This is a genomic window from Rhizobacter sp. P3_B12, assembly GCF_056402895.1.
The window spans coordinates 1-1,251 of sequence record NZ_JBFUGN010001377.1; the positions used below are offsets into that span (position 1 = coordinate 1).

The window sequence follows — 1,251 nt, forward strand, 5'->3', positions numbered from 1 at the left end:
ATTGAACGCGCAGCCGGGCGGGATCGCGTTCAGCCGCGGCATCGCGCCGTCGATCTGCAGCAGGCGCTCGCGGTCGAGGTCCATCGCGGGGATCGAGCCCATCAGCCCGGCGGTGTAGGGGTGCGCCGGCGCATGGATCACGTCGTTCACCGGGCCGATCTCGGCGACGCGGCCGGCGTACATCACCGCGACGCGGTCGCAGGTCTCGGCGATCACGCCCATGTCGTGCGTGACCAGCATCACCGCCGCACCGTGCTCCCGGCACAGCCGCTTCAGCAGCGAAATGATCTGCGCCTGGATCGACACGTCCAGCGCGGTGGTCGGCTCGTCGGCGACGATCAGCTGCGGGTTGCCGGCCAGCGCGAGCGCGATCACCACGCGCTGGCGCATGCCGCCGGAGAACTGGTGCGGGTACTGGTCGATGCGCGCCTCGGCGGCCGGGATGCCGGTCTCCTTCAGCAACTCGATCGCGCGCTGCCGTGCCTTCGCCGCATCGAGCGGCAGGTGGGTCCGGATCGTCTCGACGAGCTGTCGGCCGACGGTGAACAGCGGGTTCAGCGAGGTCAGCGGATCCTGGAAGATCGCGCCGATGTGCTTGCCGCGCATGCGGCGCATCTGCTCGTACGGCAGGTTGTCGATGCGCTGGCCCTGGAAGCGGATCTCGCCGGCGGCCACGCGGCCGGGCGGATCGAGCAGCCCGATGATCGCGGCACCGGTGAGCGATTTGCCGGCTCCCGATTCGCCGACCACGCCGAGGATCTCGCCGGGCGCGATGTCGAACGACACGTCGTCGAGCGCCACCAGCGTGCCGCGCCGCGTCGGGAACTCGACGCGCAGGTTCTTCACTTCGAGCAGGGCCGGCATGTCAGCGGAGCTTCGGGTTGAGGGCGTCGCGCAACCAGTCGCCGAGCAGGTTCACGCTCAGCGCGATCATCACCAGCATCGCGCCGGGGTAGAGCGTGATCCACCACTCGCCGGAGAACAGCAGGTCGTTGCCGACACGGATCAGCGTGCCGAGCGACGGCGAGGTCGGGGGCACGCCGACGCCGAGGAACGACAACGTGGCTTCGATCAGGATCGCCGACGCCACCTGGATCGTCGCCAGCACCATCACCGGCCCGGTGACGTTGGGCAGCACGTGGCGCCGCATGATGCGCAGCGTCGACACGCCGATCACGCGCGCCGCCTGCACGTACTCCTTGTTGCGCTCGACCAGCGTCGAGCCGCGCACCGGGCGCGCGTACTGCACCC

2 protein-coding genes are annotated in these 1,251 nt (G+C 70.0%); both read right to left on the minus strand.

What is annotated here, in order from left to right; genetic code table 11:
- The coding region (locus tag AC1D01_RS35385) for an ABC transporter ATP-binding protein (RefSeq protein ID WP_477874296.1) at nucleotides 1–864 on the minus strand (864 nt) is incomplete at its 3' end.
- A 1-nt stretch (nucleotide 865) separates the two neighbouring features.
- Nucleotides 866–1,251 (minus strand): ABC transporter permease (locus AC1D01_RS35390; RefSeq protein WP_477874298.1); only part of this gene is annotated, 386 nt, incomplete at its 5' end.